18 protein-coding genes are annotated in these 17,121 nt (G+C 64.1%); 9 read left to right on the forward strand and 9 right to left on the reverse strand.

Features of this window, described 5'->3' with window-relative positions; translation table 11 throughout:
• Positions 1-106 precede the first annotated feature (106 nt).
• Together QRN54_RS26460 and QRN54_RS26465 are read left to right on the forward strand one after the other, a co-directional pair.
• Complete coding sequence (locus QRN54_RS26460) at positions 107-1,459, forward strand: M20/M25/M40 family metallo-hydrolase (RefSeq protein ID WP_003946170.1); 1,353 nt, start codon at positions 107-109, stop codon at positions 1,457-1,459.
• A 65-nt stretch (positions 1,460-1,524) separates the two neighbouring features.
• A complete protein-coding gene (locus QRN54_RS26465) occupies positions 1,525-2,061 on the forward strand; it encodes a YbhB/YbcL family Raf kinase inhibitor-like protein (protein ID WP_054827756.1) in 537 nt (178 codons plus the stop codon).
• Between the two features lie 58 nt (positions 2,062-2,119).
• Here the strand turns inward: QRN54_RS26465 and QRN54_RS26470 are convergent, their stop codons facing one another.
• The 3 genes from QRN54_RS26470 to QRN54_RS26480 all read right to left on the reverse strand — a co-directional run bounded on the left by QRN54_RS26470 (position 2,120) and on the right by QRN54_RS26480 (position 4,527).
• Positions 2,120-3,190, reverse strand: coding sequence for a quinone-dependent dihydroorotate dehydrogenase (locus tag QRN54_RS26470; RefSeq protein ID WP_285183427.1), 1,071 nt, complete (start codon positions 3,188-3,190; stop codon positions 2,120-2,122).
• Positions 3,191-3,253: 63 nt separating this feature from the next.
• Positions 3,254-3,502 (reverse strand): DUF5703 family protein, encoded by a 249-nt coding sequence (locus QRN54_RS26475; protein ID WP_003946171.1) that lies wholly within the window; start codon positions 3,500-3,502, stop codon positions 3,254-3,256.
• Complete coding sequence (locus QRN54_RS26480) at positions 3,502-4,527, reverse strand: YncE family protein (protein ID WP_285183428.1); 1,026 nt, start codon at positions 4,525-4,527, stop codon at positions 3,502-3,504. Before QRN54_RS26480 ends, QRN54_RS26475 begins: the two co-directional genes overlap by 1 nt.
• Before the next feature lie 183 nt (positions 4,528-4,710).
• Here QRN54_RS26480 and QRN54_RS26485 point away from each other — a divergent pair, with 183 nt between their 5' ends.
• The gene (locus QRN54_RS26485) at positions 4,711-5,133 is read left to right on the forward strand and encodes a hypothetical protein (RefSeq protein WP_285183429.1); all 423 of its coding nucleotides are present in this window, start codon (positions 4,711-4,713) and stop codon (positions 5,131-5,133) included.
• On the opposite strand, the gene QRN54_RS26490 is transcribed toward QRN54_RS26485, so the two are convergent.
• From QRN54_RS26490 to QRN54_RS26510, 5 genes are all read right to left on the reverse strand, one after another.
• Positions 5,114-5,977 (reverse strand): heme ABC transporter ATP-binding protein, encoded by an 864-nt coding sequence (locus tag QRN54_RS26490; protein WP_037132661.1) that lies wholly within the window; start codon positions 5,975-5,977, stop codon positions 5,114-5,116. The genes QRN54_RS26485 and QRN54_RS26490 overlap by 20 nt on opposite strands.
• Entirely contained in the window at positions 5,974-7,068 is a 1,095-nt protein-coding gene (locus QRN54_RS26495; protein ID WP_042451000.1) for a FecCD family ABC transporter permease, read from the reverse strand. Before QRN54_RS26495 ends, QRN54_RS26490 begins: the two co-directional genes overlap by 4 nt.
• A gap of 63 nt (positions 7,069-7,131) precedes the next feature.
• Positions 7,132-8,139, reverse strand: a complete 1,008-nt coding sequence (locus QRN54_RS26500) for a heme/hemin ABC transporter substrate-binding protein (protein WP_285183430.1) — start codon at positions 8,137-8,139, stop codon at positions 7,132-7,134.
• Positions 8,136-8,822 (reverse strand): biliverdin-producing heme oxygenase, encoded by a 687-nt coding sequence (locus QRN54_RS26505; protein WP_003946162.1) that lies wholly within the window; start codon positions 8,820-8,822, stop codon positions 8,136-8,138. The genes QRN54_RS26500 and QRN54_RS26505 overlap by 4 nt, the downstream gene beginning before the upstream one ends.
• A 92-nt stretch (positions 8,823-8,914) precedes the next feature.
• Positions 8,915-9,850 carry an aldo/keto reductase gene (locus tag QRN54_RS26510; RefSeq protein ID WP_063316377.1) on the reverse strand — a complete coding sequence of 312 codons (936 nt, stop codon included), beginning with the start codon at positions 9,848-9,850 and terminating at the stop codon, positions 8,915-8,917.
• Between the two features lie 228 nt (positions 9,851-10,078).
• Here QRN54_RS26510 and QRN54_RS26515 point away from each other — a divergent pair, with 228 nt between their 5' ends.
• The 4 genes from QRN54_RS26515 to QRN54_RS26530 are packed head-to-tail and all read left to right on the forward strand — an operon-like array spanning position 10,079 to position 13,144.
• Positions 10,079-10,924: an undecaprenyl-diphosphate phosphatase gene (locus QRN54_RS26515; protein WP_030537531.1), complete on the forward strand. Its 846-nt coding sequence runs from the start codon at positions 10,079-10,081 to the stop codon at positions 10,922-10,924.
• Between the two features lie 58 nt (positions 10,925-10,982).
• Positions 10,983-11,678, forward strand: coding sequence for a histidine phosphatase family protein (locus QRN54_RS26520; RefSeq protein WP_003946173.1), 696 nt, complete (start codon positions 10,983-10,985; stop codon positions 11,676-11,678).
• 55 nt (positions 11,679-11,733) lie between these two features.
• The gene (locus QRN54_RS26525) at positions 11,734-12,333 is read left to right on the forward strand and encodes a DUF3090 domain-containing protein (RefSeq protein ID WP_003946200.1); all 600 of its coding nucleotides are present in this window, start codon (positions 11,734-11,736) and stop codon (positions 12,331-12,333) included.
• 4 nt (positions 12,334-12,337) lie between these two features.
• A complete protein-coding gene (locus QRN54_RS26530; RefSeq protein WP_003946172.1) occupies positions 12,338-13,144 on the forward strand; it encodes an SCO1664 family protein in 807 nt (268 codons plus the stop codon).
• On the opposite strand, the gene QRN54_RS26535 is transcribed toward QRN54_RS26530, so the two are convergent.
• Entirely contained in the window at positions 13,141-13,599 is a 459-nt protein-coding gene (locus QRN54_RS26535) for a MarR family winged helix-turn-helix transcriptional regulator (protein WP_042450996.1), read from the reverse strand. The two genes, QRN54_RS26530 and QRN54_RS26535, sit on opposite strands and share 4 nt — an antisense overlap.
• Positions 13,600-13,726: 127 nt before the next feature.
• On the opposite strand from QRN54_RS26535, the gene QRN54_RS26540 reads away from it, so the two are divergent.
• On the forward strand, positions 13,727-15,817 hold the full coding sequence (locus QRN54_RS26540) for an MMPL family transporter (protein WP_422662741.1): 2,091 nt from the start codon (positions 13,727-13,729) through the stop codon (positions 15,815-15,817).
• Between the two features lie 10 nt (positions 15,818-15,827).
• On the forward strand, positions 15,828-17,069 hold the full coding sequence (gene mshC, locus QRN54_RS26545) for a cysteine--1-D-myo-inosityl 2-amino-2-deoxy-alpha-D-glucopyranoside ligase (protein WP_030537535.1): 1,242 nt from the start codon (positions 15,828-15,830) through the stop codon (positions 17,067-17,069).
• Positions 17,070-17,121 lie beyond the last annotated feature (52 nt).

The following is a 17,121-nucleotide window of genomic DNA, read 5'->3' on the forward strand; positions in this document are numbered from 1 at the left end:
TCTCGGTGCTGGAAAAGAGTATCCGATTAGGTGAGCTGCCCCAAATCGCCAGGTTGCGGGGCATTCCGGTCGCCCGCGTCGTTTGATTCGATGGTAGGAAAGTGGAATGACCACAACCCCGAATAATCCGAATCCGAGCAGAGCCGAAGCAGAAGTAGTCGAACTGGTCAGTTCCCTCATCCGCTTCGACACCTCGAACACGGGAGAACTCGAAACCACCAAAGGCGAGCGTGCGTGCGCGGAGTGGGTTGCCGCGCAGCTTCAAGAAGTCGGTTACGAGACGGAATACGTCGAGTCCGGAGCACCCGGCCGAGGAAATGTCTTTGCTCGCTTGAAGGGAGCCGAGTCGGGTCGTGGTGCGTTGATGCTTCACGGTCACCTCGACGTAGTTCCGGCCGAGCCCGCCGACTGGAGCGTCCATCCCTTTGCCGGCACCGTCCAGGACGGTTACGTCTGGGGGCGCGGCGCCGTGGACATGAAGGACATGGTCGGGATGATCCTGGCCCTCGCCAGACAGTTCAAGGCGGAAGGCGTCGTACCGCCGCGTGATCTGGTGTTCGCTTTCGTGGCGGACGAGGAAGCGGGCGGAAAGTACGGATGCCAGTGGCTGGTCGAGCACCGCCCGGATCTGTTCGAGGGAGTGACCGAGGCCGTGGGTGAGGTCGGCGGTTTCTCGCTGACGGTTCCGCGGCCTGACGGAACCGACCGCCGGCTCTACCTCGTGGAGACTGCGGAAAAGGGCCTAGGTTGGATGCGTCTGACTGCCAAGGGACGCGCCGGACACGGCTCCTTCCTCCACGACGACAACGCAGTCGCGACACTCGCCGGCGCGGTCTCGAGGCTTGCTGCCCACCAGTTCCCGATCGTGATCTCGGATTCGGTCGCGGAGTTCCTGACCGCCGTCGGCGAGGAGACCGGATTGGACTTCGATCCGGGATCACCCGACATCGACGGGACTCTCGCGAAGCTGGGCACGATCGCCAACATCATCGGCGCGACGTTCCGTGACACGGCGAACCCGACGATGCTCAAGGCCGGATACAAGGCGAACGTCATTCCGCAGACGGCCGAGGCGGTCTTCGACTGCCGCGTGCTGCCGGGACGTCAGGCCGAATTCGAGCGAACGGTGGACCAACTGATCGGTCCCGACGTGACCCGCGAGTGGATCACCAAGCTGGATTCGTACGAAACAACGTTCGACGGCCACCTCGTAGACGCCATGAACGAGGCGATCCTCGCCCACGATCCGGAGGCTCGCACAGTTCCGTACATGCTCTCCGGCGGAACCGACGCGAAGGCATTCGCGAAACTGGGCATTCGCTGCTTCGGCTTCGCGCCGTTGCAGTTGCCGCCCGAGCTGGATTTCAGCGCGCTGTTCCACGGCGTCGACGAGCGAGTTCCGGTGGACGCACTACTGTTCGGGACACGTGTTCTGGAACATTTCCTGCTCAATTCCTGACGAGCACGTAGATAGATCCGTGAGCTCGACGCACATCGAGCTCTCTTGTCACAGAAAGGATTCGCATGGCGCACGATCCGTACGAACCATTGCCGAAGTTGCCGAGTTTCGAGCTGACCAGTGACGACATCACTGCGGGCCAGCCGCTGAAGCTTGCTCAGGCCAGTGGAGCCTTCGGTGTCCCCGGTGGCGAAGACATCTCACCGCAGCTCTCGTGGTCCGGCTTTCCGGCCGAGACGAAGAGCTTCGTCGTGACGGTGTTCGATCCGGACGCACCGACTGCGTCGGGGTTCTGGCACTGGGCCGTGGCGAACATCCCCGCTTCCGTCACCGAGCTCCCCGCCGGTGCCGGCGCGGCGGACAGCGATGTCCTGCCCGCCGGAACCGTCACCCTCCGCCACGACGGTGGTGGGTTCGGTTTCATCGGTGCAGGCCCGCCTCCCGGGCACGGTCCGCATCGCTACATCGTCGCGGTGCATGCCCTCGACGTGGAGGCGCTCGACGGAGTCACCCCTGATTCGTCGCCGGCGTTCCTCGGTTTCAACGTGTTCCATCACGCGATTGCGCGTGCAACCCTGACCGGGACGTTCGAGGTCGAATAGTCACTTTGCTGTGCGCCTTTATTAACCGCGGGCGGTTAATAAAGGCGCACAGCACTCTCTAGCGAGGGTTCTCAGCTCCCACAGCCTGGGCGATCGACGAGAAACCCGCTGCGCGGACCCGCTTCGCTATCCCCTTGTGGATGCTGCGAGCCCAGAACGGTCCGCCGTAGATGAAGCCGGTGTATCCCTGCACCAGTGTCGCGCCGGCGAGGATCCGTTCCCACGCCTGATCGGCCGTCTCGATACCGCCGACCGAGATGATGGTCATCTTGTCGCCCACTCGGGCGTACAGGCGCCGAAGTACTTCGAGTGAGCGCTCGGCGACCGGTGCACCGGACAGCCCGCCTGCGCCGAGTGCAGCTACCTCGGCGTCCGGGGTCTTCAAACCGTCGCGACGGATCGTGGTGTTGGTCGCGACGATTCCGGCAAGTCCGAGTTCGATTGCCAGATCGGCGACCGCGTCGACGTCCTCGTCCGAGAGGTCGGGCGCGATCTTCACCAGTACCGGCACGCTGACGGTGTCGAGCACGGCCTGCAGGATCGGGCGCAGTGATTCGACGGCCTGCAGATCACGGAGTCCAGGTGTGTTCGGCGAGCTGACATTCACGACCATGAAGTCGGCCAGCGGACCTAGAAGCTGCGCGCTGGCGGTGTAGTCGGCAGCGGCGTCGGCGGCTTCGACGATCTTGGTCTTGCCGATGTTGGCACCGATCGGGACCGTGACGCGGCGCTGTCGCAGGAAATTCGCCGCGTGACCAGCGCCGTGGTTGTTGAAGCCCATCCGGTTGATCAGAGCGCGGTCGGCCGGAAGACGGAAGAGACGCGGCGCGGGGTTACCGGGCTGAGCCTGGGCCGTCACTGTTCCGACCTCGGCGAAACCGAATCCCAACGGGCCCCAGGCGTCGACTCCGGTGGCGTCCTTGTCGAATCCTGCGGCGAGGCCGAGAGGTGCCGGGAACGTCAGACCGAATGCCTGACTCCGCAGTACCGGGTCGTCGACGACAAAGACTTTTGCGACCAGCCAGCGAAGGGGAGCGAACCGTGTCACCAGTTTCATCGCGGTGAAGGCAATGTGGTGGATGCGTTCCGGTGGGACCCGGAACATCAGGCTCAGCAGCAGTTGGTACACGATTCTCCAGCTCTTCGATGGTGTGATTTTGTCAGCGGCGGGCTCTGGTCGTCTGTTGGACGATCAGTGCTGAATGCCGTCCGGATCGGTCACGTGCAGCGGCGTCTTCTTTCGCTTGAGGAGCACGCGACGACTGCCGTCGGGGTAGAGACGGACTCGGGAGAGTTCCCATCCGCCGAACTCGGCGGAGATCGCCAGACGCATCGACGCCGTGACCCGCGAAACGTTCGGCGGTAGTCGAAGGGGCACATAGTCGAACTTGTCGTCCGACGTCTCCCACTGCGCGGGGATCCCGCGCGTACGCTTTTCCATCAGTTCTCCCGTGACGGGATGACCTGCAGCCCGTCACCGGTTGCCGATCCGACGATCAGATTGCCGTTGGAAGAGTCTACGGCCAACGAATTCGGCTGTCGCACCGTCTTGAACCGTCCGGTCTCCATGGGGATGCCGGACGACAGATCGAAGCCGACCACTTCGTTGGTCGCGGTCAGCGTGACCCACACCCGATCCGCGGCCTCGTCGTAGGCAACGGCGTACGGCGACTCGCCGACGGGGTAGCGCTGGTGCATCAGGAGCGGATCGGCAGTGAAGACGAGCAGTTCGTTGCCGGTGGTGTCGGTGACCAGAATGCGTCCGAAGCGATCGGTGGCCAGATGAGTTGCGCCCTCACCGGCGCGGAGAGCGACGCCGAGTTTGCCGTCTTCGAGGTTGATCGCCGTCAGCGAGGTCTGACGGTGATCGAGGGCGCTCAGGTTGTCGCCGGTGACCGCGAGTTCGTCGACCGATGCGAATCCCGAAACTGTCTGTGACTGATCGTTCTTCGGGTCGACGATGTGAACTGAACCATTGTCCGTGCCGATCGCGATGCGGCCGTCGTTGAGTTCGACCGCTGAATTCGCCTGCCCGTCTACCGGGATGGACGTCTGTTCGCCCGAAGTCAGATTCAGCTTCACGACCTGGCGATCCATCGACAGAAGAGCGCTACCGTCAGAGCCGATCGAAACGTCGCGTACGTCGGAATCCAGGGCTGTCGGACGACCTGCAGAGGCGGGGTCGGCGCCGGCCAAACTGTCCGAAGGAACGACCAGCACCGAACGGGGGTCGTTGGCAACCACTACAGCGCTGCGCGTGATCGGGTCGAATGTGATGGAATCGATCAGACCTGAATACGGGTGAACCACGCCGTCCGGGGTACTGGTGGTGGCCGGTGAGACCGCTGCCGTTGCGGGATCGATCGTGATGAGGTCGTCTCCGCCATCTCCGGAAGAACATCCTGTGACCAGCAGAACCGCCGCCCCCATTGCTGCTGCAGTGGTGCGGATCCCTAGGCGAGCCATGTGTAGTTCCTCTTTTTCTTGTCATCTGTTCTTCACGCAGTGCGACTGTCATCGATCATCCCTGATCGCAGTCGGGCGCCGTTCATCGCGTCGAGGAACTACCGACCATTCCGCTCACACCCCTGACGCGATACCGTACGAACAGCGGTTGCGGTTGACGCTGCAATCACCGAGGAGATCATTGTGATTCCCACAGAACCCACCGATTCCGGCGCACAGCCGCCCGAACCGGCGCGGCCGGGCTTCGAGATCGAGGACCTCACCGTCGGCGCTCACGCACACGGTTTCGGCAGGTCCGACGGTCGAACTTTCGCGTTCCGCGTACGAAAGAGCATGCTGTTCGTCGAGGTATACGGCGAATACTGCGAGCACAGTGTGCCGACCCCTGCAGACGTTGTCGCCACCGCGGAGCGATCGGTGACCGACATCGATCTGACCGACGAGCGAAGCATCGCCGGTGTGGTCCGCGACGCAGTTCTGTCCACGGAGGCTGATTGGTCACAGCCCGGTCCCGGTGACGGAGTTCGTGAGGGCGACGGCCGCAGCCTGCCGACGGTGAGAGCCGTCCTGAACAGGCTGGGATCGATCATCGATTCTGTTCGGTGAATTCTCGGCGCGGGATGACCAGCGTTGCTCCGGTTGTCGGATGCGGGAACACCTCGACCGGATAACCGTAGACGCGGGTCAGAAGCTCTTCGTGCAACACCGATTCCGGGGGACCGTCAGCGGCGATGCGGCCGTTTTCGAGCACGACGATCCGATCCGCGTACGCCGCTGCCAACGCGAGGTCGTGCAAAACGACGACGACGGCATCGCCGTCCGCAGCGCGAGCGCGCGCCACGGACATCACCGCCTCCTGGTGTCCGAGGTCGAGAGCTGCAGTCGGCTCGTCCAGCAGGATGGTCGACGTTTCCTGTGCCAGTACCCGGGCCAGCGCGACCCGCGCCTGCTCGCCGCCGGACAGCACGGCGAACGGCCGATTGGCAAACCCCTCGACATCGCAGGTCTTCATCGCCGCGGTGATAGCAGCGCCGTCGCGGTCTTCTCGGCGAGTTCCGGTCCATGGCGCACGTCCCATACGAACCACCTGGCGAGCGCTGAACGAAAATCCGATGGTGTGTTTCTGGGGGAGCACCGCGCGTCGGCGCGCCATGTCGATCGGCGACCACTGAGTGAGGTCGGTGCCGTCAACGTCCACCCGCCCAGCGATGACGGGCTGATCACCGGCCAACGCCGCAAGAAGAGTCGACTTACCGGCGCCGTTCGGTCCGACGAGAACGACTAGCTCGCCTGCCCGGACTTCGATGGACACGCCTTCCAGAATCTGCCGACCACCGCGTTCGACGGTGATGTCGCGCGCCTCGAGGGTGACATCACCGACGCCAGGGCTTTCCGGTTCGGGGGTGACACGGCCGAACAGTTCGCGCCAGTTTCTTACGAGGCTGCTCATGCCCACCCGCCCTGTTGCGCGCGCGTGCGTCGGAGAAGCCAGAAGAAGAAGGGGCCGCCCACCAGAGCGGTCAGCATTCCGAGGGGCAGGTCTGCGTTGTCGATCAGCGACCGCGAACCGAGATCTGCGACAAGCAGAACCAGTGCGCCGGCGAGGGCACTCGCCGGAATCAGCGCGCGGTGGCCAGGTCCGACGAGAATGCGCATCAGGTGCGGAACGACCAGACCGACGAAGAGGATGATGCCGGTGAAGGCAACACTCGCCGAGACCAGGAGAGCGACGATCAGTACCGCGAACTGGCGAAGCCGTTCGACGTTGACGCCCAGATGACGAGCCGCGTGTTCACCGAGCGCCAGCAGGTCCAGACGTGGGGCGATCATCATGGTCGCGGCGATCCCGACGACGGTCATCGGCGCCACGATCAGGACTGCGTTCCAGGAAGCGCCGTTGAGTGAGCCGAGTTGCCAGAACACGATCTGATCGCGAGCGGACGGGCTGGCGACGAAGGTGAAGAACGCGATGAGCCCGCCGGCGAACGCGTTGATCGCGACGCCCGTCAGCACCAACGTCACTACTTCGGTTCGGCCTTCGTGCCGAGCCAGCAGGTAGACCGCCGCGGTGGTGACCAGCCCGGCGACGAACGCAGCCGCAGCAACGGCCCAGCCGGCCACGAACGTTCCCCCGACGACGATGACAGCACTCGCGCCAACTGCCGCGCCCGCAGACACTCCGATCACTCCGGGTTCTGCGAGCGGATTGGAGAACACACCCTGCAGGAGCGCACCGGAACATCCCAGCGCCGCGCCGACACAGATGGCGAGCACGACGCGGGGGAATCGAACCTCCCACAAAGTCACTTCACCGCTGGGATGGGCGGGCATCGGACCGAGGTCGAGCCCGATGCGATGCAGGATGCTGCCCAAAACCTCGAGTGGCGACGTCGGAACTTGACCGATGCACGCCGACAGTACCGCGACGATCACCAGGGCGAGAGTCAAGCTGACCAGAACCGCACTCACCCGCGACCGCGACGCGGGGCCAGACGCCGACTTGTCGGCGCCCCCGACGTCGTGTGAATCCTCGGCCGACACAGTCTTACCTGCTTCGGAACTACCTGTCTCTGTACTCACGAATCAGCACTCACGAATCTTTGCTCACGATCCACCGGGCTCGTAGATCGCTTCGGCGAGTGCCGCCATGACGCGTCCGGTGTTCGGCCCGAAGCTGAGCAGTACACCGTCCGCCATGTCGACTACTCGTTTGTTCTTTCCAGCCGGCGTCTGAGCGATGCCAGGGACCTTTTCGAGGCCGTCGATTCCGCCGATCGATGCCAATCCGTCCGTCATCATCAGCAGGGCGTCAGGCGCTGCGGCGATGAGCGCTTCGCTGGTGATGGGCACGAACTGTTGTGTGATGCCCGAGGCGGTTCCTGCATCGGTGGCGCCGAGTGCCTCGATCAAGGAATCTGCTCCGGACCCTTCACCGCCGATCATGGTGATGGCCGATCCGCGCATGTAGAGGAATGCGATTTTCAGTGGATCGCCCTCGGTGGGGACCAGGTCACGAGCTCCAGCGATTTCCGATTCGGTCCGATCGACCAGCGCCGCGCCCTGGGCGGGGACGCCGAGCGCGTCGGCGACGGCCTGGAGTTGTCCTGGCACACCCTCGAGTGTCCGGGTCGGATCGAAGAAGACGACGGGAACACCGGCGGCGCGCAACTGATCCTGGACGCTCTTGGGCCCGATACTGGTGTCGGTGAGAACAACGGTGGGATTGAGGTCGAGAATTGCCTCGGTGTTGAGCGATTGGCCGCCGACCGTGACAACCGGCACGTCCGCGACTGCGGGGAACTTGGCGGCGGTGTCGCGGCCGACGAGATTGTCACCGAGGCCGAGCGCCACCGTCGTCGTCGCGAGCGTCCCGTAGCGGTCGGCCGCAACGATCCGGCTGTTGTCGGTGATGGTCACGTCGACGCCGTCGAAGCTCTTCACCGTCACGGGCAGTGTCGCGGTCGGGTTGCCGGACACGGGAACCGGGCTGGAATCTTCGAGTACCGCGGTCCTGGCACCCTGAGATGTCGTCGAAGTGTCGCTGGACCCGCAAGCCACCAGACCGAAACCGGCTGCTGCGACCAGAGCCGCCGCGGCCAAGCGCTTCATCATTTGACGAGGTAGCTCTCGATGTCGCCTTCGAGGTCGGCGAACAGGTCGCCGTTGAGGCGGTATGCCAGATTCACCTCGTCGATGAAACGCTGCTGTTCCTCGGCAGGAATCTGCAGTGCATCCAGATTCGAGCGGTAGTCGTCCTTGAAAGGCTTCGGCTTGGGGATGCCTTCGAAGATGTAGAAGCGAAGTCCGTCGGTCTCGAATCCGTAGGCGCGTTCGAGCATCCGGCGGATGATCTGTCCGCCCGAGAGATCGCCCATGTACCGAAGGTAGTGATGTGCGACGAAGCCGGCAGGCCAATCGAACGCCACCTCCTTCAGGCGGGCGATGTAACGCTCGGTTGCCGGTAGGGCCACGAGTTCGTCGCGCCAGTTCGGTCCGCCGAGGAACTCGAGATCGGCTTCGAGTGAAGCCACGCGCAAAAGATCCTCGGACAGGAACGGGGCGACCAACTCGTTGTCGGCGTGTGTGCGGCCGGCCTCTTCGAGGCTCGTGTAGACGAGGTACGTCTGTCCCAGAAGAGCGGCGTAGCCAGCCGTGGTCAGCTCACCGCCGAGAAGTGCGCCTACGAATCGCGACTGCTCCGTCTCGCGGTGTGCTGCGTCCGTCTCGGTCTTGATTCGTTCGGAGAACGCTGGGCCTGCGTCTGCGGAAAGGCTGTCTACGTCGAGCGTGGTCATTGATTCTCCTGAGGCTGTAGTCAAGCGTTGCCTACTAGGTTAGCCTGCCCTCGCCAACACGATACCTCCGGTATTTCGATCAGCGGGACAGATCAAGCGCTCACATCGTCGAGAGCCGCGGCAATCGCTTTCGGAAGTTCCAATTCTTCGGTTGCCAGTACTCCTGTCAACTGGGCGAGATCACGCGTGCCGACGACGGCGCTGGCCACCCCGGCGCGATCGCGCGCCCAGGCCAGTGCCACCGCCAGTGGGGAAGTACCCAGACCGTCGGCAGCGGTAACGACTGCGTCGACCACCCGGATCGAGGAATCGGTCAGATAGCTCTGCACATCCTGCGAATGTGCTTCGTCGGCGCCGCGGGAATCGACGGGAATGCCGTCGCGGTACTTGCCGGTCAGCACACCGCCCGCGAGGGGTACTGCGGCGAACACTCCGACGCCGTGATGGGCCGCCGCTGCGAACAATTCTTCCTCGACGCCGCGTGCGAGCAACGAGTACTCGGCCTGCGTCGCGGCGAGTGTTGTTGCGCCACCGGCTCCTACGGCCGTCGCGAGCTGCCAGCCGAGGTAGCCGCGAACTCCGACGTACCGCACCTTGCCGCTCGAGACGGCGTAGTCGAGGGTTGCTGCAACCTCGTCGACGGGCGTGAGCGGATCCCAGGTTGCGACCTGCCACATGTCGAGGAAGTCGGTTCCGAGTTCACGAAGAGTCGCGTCGAGCTGGCGGAGCAATCCGCGCCGCGAGCAGTCGACGCGGTCGGTGCCGATCGGTGTGGGGTCGATGCCGGCGCTCGAGCTGACGATGAGTTCGTCACGTGGAACGACGTCGTCGAGCAACTCGGCGAGGATCCGTTGCGCCGCACCGGCGCCGTAGGCGGGCGAGGTGTCGACCAGGGTTCCGCCGGCCTCGGCGAACGCGAGTAGCTGCGCAGCAGCCTCGTCGCCGTCCGTGTCGCGTCCCCATGTCAGTGTGCCGAGCCCAAGTCGCGAGACCCGAAGTCCGCTCGTTCCGACAGATCTGTGCTTCATAACCGCCTGCATCTCGCGCCCGACTCGTGTGCGCAAGTGCGGCACCCGAGAGATCTCACCACGTGCAGACTAGTAGGCGCTCGCCTCGAGTCGGGGTATTCGGACACGGACGTGCCGGGCGCGGCGCGGCGCCGTGGGCCCCGGTAGCGTGGCGCCGGTGAAACGTGAACCCGACACACGAAACCTGTGTGCAGTAACCCCATTCGAATCAGCCGGGATCGGTGAGTGATGGGCGAAGCGATGACCTGGCTCCAGGCCGTGATCCTGGGCCTCGTGCAGGGCTTGACCGAGTTCCTGCCCATCTCGTCTTCCGGACATTTGCGAATCGTGTCGGAGATATTCTTCGGCAGTGACGCCGGCGCGTCGTTCACCGCGGTGACGCAGCTCGGCACCGAGTTGGCGGTCCTGATCTACTTCGCACGCGACATCGTGAGGATCATCACTGCCTGGTTCCGAGGTGTGTTCAATGCCGAGCACCGGGGTGATCTCGATTACCGGATGGGCTGGTATGTCATCATCGGCACCATCCCGGTCGGCATCCTCGGGTTCTTCTTCAAAGACCAGATCCGTACCGGCGCACGCAATCTGTGGCTGATTGCCACGATGCTGATCGTGTTCGCGCTCGTCATCGCTGCTGCCGAGTACTACGGACGCAAGACGCGCCCGATCGAATCGCTCACAGCGCGCGACGGCATCATCATGGGTTCGGCTCAGGCGCTCGCGCTCATCCCGGGTGTCTCACGTTCGGGTGGCACGATCAGTGCCGGCCTTTTCCTCGGGCTCACCCGTGAGGCCGCAGCCCGTTACTCGTTCCTGTTGGCGATTCCGGCAGTTCTCGCCTCCGGTTTGTTCAGCCTCCCGGATGCCTTCGAGCCGGCTGGTGAGGGTCTGAACGCGAGCGGTCCGCAGTTGCTGGTGGCAACCGTCATCGCCTTCGCGGTCGGTTACGCAGCGATCGCCTGGCTGCTTCGATTTGTTGTCGATCACTCCATGTACTGGTTCGTCGGATACAGAATCGCTCTCGGCGTAGTCGTCCTTGCGTTGCTGGCCACAGGGGTCGTGTCCGCGACATAGGGCCCGTTTCGACGTCGACCACCCGTCCGTGCGGCCACCGCCCCATTAGGGTTGTGGAATGACAGTTGTCCTACTGCGGCACGGGCGGTCGACGTCCAACACTGCCCATACCCTGGCCGGTCGAACGCCGGGTGTGGAACTCGACGACCACGGCCGGAAACAGGCCGAAGGCGTCGTCGATCGGCTGGTCGGTCTGGACATCGCGGAGATCGTCCGCTCGCCGCTGTTGCGGTGTGAGCAGACGGTCGGCCCCATTGCCGTCGACCGTGGTCTGACGCCGGTGGTCGAGGATCGCCTCATCGAGGTCGATTACGGCGACTGGACGGGTCGCCCGCTCAAGGAACTCTTGGAAGAACCGCTCTGGAAAGTGGTGCAGCGCCACGCTTCCGGTGCAGTGTTTCCCGGCGGTGAAGGGCTGGCCCAGGTACAGGCGCGAGCCGTTGCCGCGATCCGAGAGCACGACGCACGGCTGGCCGAAGAACACGGCAAGGACGTCGTCTGGATTGCGTGCACGCACGGTGACGTCATCAAATCGGTTCTCGCCGACGCGTTTGCGATGCATCTCGATTCGTTCCAGCGCATCGTCGCCGAGCCCGCCTCGGTCAGTGTGATTCGCTACACGGCGACACTGCCGTTCGTTCTTCGCGTCAACGACACCGGAGACGTGCTCGCCGCGATCGGTGCAGCGAAGGCCGCGACCAACGGTTCGGCTCCCGCGCAGGAGTCCGTCCCCGGCGGAGAGGTCGGTGCGTGAGCTGTGACGGATAATGGGTATTCAGTGATGTTCTGCTCGAACTCGAGGAGGTGCAATGTCGCGCGCGATTCACGTATTTCGCACTCCTGACCGATTTGTCGCAGGAACGGTGGGCGAACCCGGTGACAGGTCTTTCTATCTCCAGGCCGTGCACGAATCACGGGTGGTGAGTGTGCTGCTCGAGAAGCAGCAGGTTCAGGTTCTCGCCGATCGCATGGGCTTACTCCTCGAAGAGGTGCATCGACGCTTCGGAACCGAGGTTCCGCCACAAGCCGACGACGTCTCCGACCTCAGCCCGCTGGTCACACCACTCGACGCGGAGTTCCGGGTCGGCACGATGGGGCTCGGTTGGGACGCCGATGCCGGGGCGGTCGTCGTGGAGCTGCTTGCCGTCAGCGAGACGGAGTTCGACGAATCGGTTGTCCTCGACGACGCCGACGACGGTCCGGACGCAGTCCGTGTGTTCCTGACTCCGGAGCAAGCGCGCGAGTTTTCGCTGCGGTCCGAACGCGTCATCGCGGCGGGACGCGCGCCGTGCCCGCTGTGTGGTGAACCGTTGGCGCCCGAGGGGCACGTCTGCATCCGCACCAATGGGTACCGACGCGGCGAGTCCTTCGGTTTCGCGATCGACGACGCAGACGACGACGAGGTCTGACGTCGTGTCCGAACCTGGTGTGCCGGACGTGCTGCTCGAGGGTGATCTGACTCTGATCGGTCAGATCACCACGGCGAGCAACGCCACGCTGGTATGTGAGTCGACTCTGGGGGAGCAGTCCACCCGTGTGGTCTACAAGCCGGTGCGGGGTGAACGCCCACTGTGGGATTTCCCGGACGGCACTCTGGCGGGGCGTGAGGTCGCGTCGTACCGCGTGTCCGAGGCGCTGGGTTGGGGAGTGATTCCGCGAACAGTGTTGCGGGACGGCCCCTTCGGTCCAGGCATGGTGCAGCGATGGATCGACACCGTCGATCGCCGCGCGGATGGATCTGGCGGACTCGAGATGGTGGACCTGTGCAGTCCCGGCAACGTTCCGCCGGGGTGGTTCGAGGTCCTGCAGGCCTTCGACTCGGAGGGTGAACCAGTCTCCCTGATCCATGCGGACGATCCACGGCTGCAGCGAATGGCCGTTCTGGACGTCCTCATCAACAACGCCGACCGCAAAGGTGGTCACGCCCTCGAGGGCGTCGACGGCTCGGTGTACGGCGTTGATCACGGAATCTGTCTTCACTCGGAGAACAAGCTGCGGACCGTGTTGTGGGGGTGGGCCGGGCAGCCCGTACCCGGTGCTTTGATCGCCGACGTCGCCGAATTCGCGACAACTCTCGACGGGGATCTCGGCGACGAGTTGTCCGAACTGATCACCGAAGAGGAAATCGTGGCCTTGGCGGTGCGGGCGATGCAGTTCGCCGAGTCCGCTGTGATGCCTGAGCCGAACGGCCATCGAACGATTCCCTGGCCGGCCTTCTAGTCGCGAGACGTTTCCTGCTGTTCGCGAGTTGCCGTCAATCCGGGTGAGCGAACCAATCGCAGTAGTTGTTCGCGCAGCGCGGCGACATCCCCGACGCCGACGGTCAACGCCGCATCTTCCTTCTCGAGCGTCAGTAGTCGCTCGTACGTCAGTCTTCCGGCGTCGGTTATCGCGATCACGCGCCGACGCTCGTCCCTCGGATCGGTGTCACGAGTGACGTAACCCGCTCGTTCGAGACGGTCGATCGTGCGGCTCATCGTCTGATCGGTGACGCGGGCGTTCTTCGCGATGTCGCGTTGAGACGCCGCCCCACCGGCGATCGAGTGGAGCACGATCAGGCCCGCGTGCGTCATGTCCTGAGACCGCAAGACCTTCTCCCACGAGTGCTCCACCAGGCGTGCAGCGGTGGACAACAGCCGGCCGGTGGGCCAGTCGTCCAGGCCGTCGCTGCTCATTTTTCTGCCTTCCGTTTGCAATTACTCAGCATGCTGAACAAAATAGTCGGCAAGTCCTCTGCTGCCGATCCCTGGAGACCCAGTGAGCACACCAGTACAAAATCGTCCTGTTCGTCGCCTTCGATGGATTGTGCCAGCTCTCCTCGTGATCGGCTGGCTGGCAATCGGAGGATTCGGCGGTCCGTTCGCCGGAAAGCTCAGCACGGTGCAGCAGAACGACAACACGTCGTTCCTGCCCGCGTCGGCCGAAGCGACCGAGGTGGCAAAGCTTCAAGAGAGCTTCACGGACACGCGCTTCGTGCCGGCCATCATCGTGGCGGAACGACCGGGTGGCCTCGAGCCCGCCGACTCCACCTTCCTGTCCCAGACCGTCGATTCGTTTGTCGGTACCGAGGGATTCGGTGACGCGTCATCGCCGCCGATCCCGTCGGCCGACGGCCAGGCACTCCAGATGTTCCTGCCGGTCGACAGCACCCTCGAAGTCAAGGACAGCGTGAAAGCGCTGCGCGCGGCGCTGGAGTCGAGCCCCGACGGACTGACGGTCAAGGTGACCGGCCCCGCTGGGCAGGTTGCGGATCTGTCGGCGGCATTCGCGGGCATCGACGGATTGCTGTTGTTGGTAGCCGGATCCGTGGTGATCGTGATCCTGATCATCGTCTACCGGAGCCCGATCCTGCCGTTCGTGGTGATCTTTTCGGCGATCTTCGCACTCGGATTGTCGAGCTTGCTCGTGTATCTGCTCGCGGACGCGGACGTCATCGCACTGAACGGTCAGAGCCAGGGCATCCTGTTCATCCTCGTGTTCGGTGCCGCTACCGACTACGCGCTACTTCTGGTCTCTCGCTACCGGGAAGAGTTGCGGATCGAGAAGGACAAGTACGCAGCAATGCGCACTGCGTGGCGCGCGACGCTCGAACCTGTCGCAGCGTCTGCGGGAACGGTCATCGCGGGCGTTCTGTGCCTGTTGCTCTCCGACCTGAACTCGAACCGCGGACTCGGTCCGGTGGCCGTCATCGGTATCGCCGCGTCCTTCCTCGCATCGATGACCTTCCTACCTGCTGTCCTGGTTCTGTTCGGGAGGACGGCGTACTGGCCGACCAAGCCGAAGTTCGATGCCGACCGCGAGCACCACGACGAGGCGAACGATCACCGGTTCTGGGCCGGGCTCGCTGCTCGAATCGGTAGGCATCCGCGCCGCTTCTGGGTGGCGTCGACGCTGGTGCTGGTGATCTTCGCGATGATGATGCCGCAGTTCAAAGCCAGCGGTGTCTCGTCGTCCGACATCTTCTTGCTCGATGTCGATTCGGTTGCAGGCCAGGAGATTCTCGGCGAGCACTTCGACGCGGGTTCGGGTTCACCGGCCGTGGTCATCGCGAATGCAGACCAAGTGGATGCCGTTGCGGCGGCCAGTCGCGTGGAGGGTGTCAGCGACGTGAGCGTCGTGCAGAACGGGGGAGCCCCACTGGTTGTCGACGGACGAGTCTCCCTGCAGGCGACGCTGACTGACGCTGCCGACTCACTCGAGGCCGAAGACACCATCGTGCGACTACGTGATGCAGTTCACTCAGTGGAGGGCGCCGACGCATTGGTCGGTGGCGTCACTGCGACCGACCTCGACACGAAGACCACCTCGACACGGGACCGGACACTCATCATTCCCGTGGTGATCATCGTGGTGTTCGTGATTCTCTCGCTCTTGCTGCGTTCGCTTCTCGCACCGCTGCTTCTCATGGGCACCGTTGTGCTCTCGTTTGCTGCGACACTGGGCATTTCGTCGCTGGTGTTCGACCACGTCTTCGGTTTCCCCGGTGCGGATCCGGTGGTCCCGCTCTTTGCGTTCGTGTTCCTCGTGGCTCTGGGAATCGACTACAACATCTTCCTCATGACGAGGGTGCGTGAGGAAGCGCTGAAGATCGGCACCAGGGCGGGCGCTCTGCGGGGACTCACGGTGACCGGCGGGGTGATCACATCTGCCGGAGTTGTTCTGGCAGCAACCTTCTCGGCGTTGGCGGTGATCCCGCTGTTGTTCCTCGCCCAGATCGCGTTCATCGTGGCGTTCGGTGTCCTGCTCGACGCTCTGATCGTCCGATCCTTGCTGGTCCCGGCCTTGACCTACGACATCGGTCAGAAGATCTGGTGGCCGAGCAAGCTCGCGTCGACGCCCGAACCAGAGCAGGATCAGCCAGCACCTTCCCAGCCTCAGAGCAGTCTCCACTAGGCTCGGCAGCATGCAGTCTTGGTCCGATACCGCACTCCCGTCCGTTCCCGGTCAGGGGCCGCCGTTGCGGCTGTACGACACAGCCGACCGTCAGGTTCGCCCCGTCACCCCGGGCGAGAAGGCGACGATGTACGTCTGCGGCATCACCCCGTACGACGCCACCCACCTCGGCCACGCGGCCACGTACCTCACGTTCGACCTCGTGAACCGCATCTGGCGCGACGCCGGACACGATGTCCACTACGTCCAGAACGTGACCGACGTGGACGACCCGCTGTTCGAGCGAGCCAATCGCGACGGCGAGGACTGGATCGTCCTCGGCATGCGTGAGACGGCACTCTTCCGCGAGGACATGGAAGCGCTGCGTGTGCTTCCGCCGAAGGACTACATCGGCGCCGTCGAATCGGTGAACGAAGTAGTCGAGTTGGTGGAGAAGTTCGTGGCGTCCGGTGCCGCGTACATCGTCGACGACGCGGAGTTCCCCGACGTCTACTTCCGTGCCGACGCGACCGAGCAGTTCGGCTACGAGTCGGGCTACGACCGCGCGACGATGGAGAAGTTCTTTGCCGAACGCGGCGGAGATCCCGATCGCGTCGGAAAGCGCAATCCTCTCGACGCACTTGTCTGGCGTGCGGAGCGTCCGGGCGAGCCCTCGTGGCCCTCACCCTTCGGGCCGGGGCGCCCCGGCTGGCACATCGAATGCGCGGCCATTGCACTCAACCGCATCGGCTCCGGCTTCGACGTCCAGGGCGGTGGCAGCGATCTGATCTTCCCGCACCACGAGTTCTCGGCGGCGCATGCCGAATCGGCAACGGGTGATCGCCGTTTCGCGCGGCACTACGTGCACACCGGCATGATCGGTCTCGACGGCGAGAAGATGTCGAAGAGTCGCGGAAACCTGGTCTTCGTCTCCAAGCTGCGCGGCGAGGGGGCGGACCCAGCGGCAATCCGCCTCGGACTGCTGTCCGGCCACTACCGCCAGGATCGCGCGTGGACTGATCAGGTCCTCGCGGATGCTCAGTCGCGCCTGAAGGTGTGGCGCGAGGCCGCGGCTCTCGGTTCTGCGCCGTCTGCCACCGACACTGTTGCGCGTTTGCGTCAGCACCTGGCCGACGATCTCGACACCCCGAAGGCGCTCGACGCGCTCGACGGTTGGGCCCGCCGCGCCATCGAGGGCGGCGGATCCGACACGCAGGCACCCGGCGAGTTCGCCGATGCCGTTGACGCCCTACTGGGTATTTCGCTTCGCTGAACCCCTGCTGTGCGCCTTTATTAACCGCCCGCGGTTAATAAAGGCGCACAGC

The sequence above is a fragment of the Rhodococcus sp. MEB032 genome (assembly GCF_030208925.1).
Lineage (GTDB): Bacteria > Actinomycetota > Actinomycetes > Mycobacteriales > Mycobacteriaceae > Rhodococcus_F > Rhodococcus_F qingshengii.

Coding starts and splice junctions, on each gene's coding strand:
- QRN54_RS26460 (WP_003946170.1), top strand. CDS start 107: ATGACCACAACCCCGAATAATCCGAATCCGAGCAGAGCCGAAGCAGAA.
- QRN54_RS26465 (WP_054827756.1), top strand. CDS start 1,525: ATGGCGCACGATCCGTACGAACCATTGCCGAAGTTGCCGAGTTTCGAG.
- QRN54_RS26475 (WP_003946171.1), bottom strand. CDS start 3,502: ATGGAAAAGCGTACGCGCGGGATCCCCGCGCAGTGGGAGACGTCGGAC.
- QRN54_RS26480 (WP_285183428.1), bottom strand. CDS start 4,527: ATGGCTCGCCTAGGGATCCGCACCACTGCAGCAGCAATGGGGGCGGCG.
- QRN54_RS26490 (WP_037132661.1), bottom strand. CDS start 5,977: ATGAGCAGCCTCGTAAGAAACTGGCGCGAACTGTTCGGCCGTGTCACC.
- QRN54_RS26500 (WP_285183430.1), bottom strand. CDS start 8,139: ATGATGAAGCGCTTGGCCGCGGCGGCTCTGGTCGCAGCAGCCGGTTTC.
- QRN54_RS26505 (WP_003946162.1), bottom strand. CDS start 8,822: ATGACCACGCTCGACGTAGACAGCCTTTCCGCAGACGCAGGCCCAGCG.
- QRN54_RS26510 (WP_063316377.1), bottom strand. CDS start 9,850: ATGAAGCACAGATCTGTCGGAACGAGCGGACTTCGGGTCTCGCGACTT.
- QRN54_RS26515 (WP_030537531.1), top strand. CDS start 10,079: ATGGGCGAAGCGATGACCTGGCTCCAGGCCGTGATCCTGGGCCTCGTG.
- QRN54_RS26520 (WP_003946173.1), top strand. CDS start 10,983: ATGACAGTTGTCCTACTGCGGCACGGGCGGTCGACGTCCAACACTGCC.
- QRN54_RS26525 (WP_003946200.1), top strand. CDS start 11,734: ATGTCGCGCGCGATTCACGTATTTCGCACTCCTGACCGATTTGTCGCA.
- QRN54_RS26535 (WP_042450996.1), bottom strand. CDS start 13,599: ATGAGCAGCGACGGCCTGGACGACTGGCCCACCGGCCGGCTGTTGTCC.
- mshC (WP_030537535.1), top strand. CDS start 15,828: ATGCAGTCTTGGTCCGATACCGCACTCCCGTCCGTTCCCGGTCAGGGG.